This is a genomic window from Tritonibacter sp. SIMBA_163 (assembly GCF_046535935.1).
GTDB lineage: Bacteria > Pseudomonadota > Alphaproteobacteria > Rhodobacterales > Rhodobacteraceae > Epibacterium > Epibacterium scottomollicae.
Window position 1 is genome coordinate 1 of record NZ_JAWJBP010000227.1, and the last position, 319, is coordinate 319.

At 43.9% G+C, this 319-nt stretch carries 1 protein-coding gene; it reads left to right on the plus strand.

The features are described 5' to 3' along the window. Positions 1-78 precede the first annotated feature (78 nt). A partial coding sequence (locus R0J92_RS22190; protein ID WP_411053242.1) for an ion channel occupies positions 79-319 on the plus strand: 241 nt, incomplete at its 3' end.

Here is a 319-nt window from a genome sequence, read left to right on the forward strand (position 1 = left end):
TTATGGTTCTTTTTCACAGGGCAAAAATTTCATAAAAGCAATTTTCACCCGCCTTTGTTTCAAAAATTATTCTATAGCTTGATTGGAATCACATTCGGCTTTGCCGTGCTTTACTATTTACTGGGCATGCAAAGCGTCGTAATACGGCTAGCGACACCCGAAGGAAAAGCCGGGGCACATGATTTCTGGGATTATTTATACTTTAGCGGTACAACGATGATGTCTGTCGGGTATGGCGACTTGGTACCGGTCGGCAGCGCCCGCTTTTTCTCTTTGGTTCAAGCGGCAATTGGATTATTATTGCCGACAGCGTATTTTG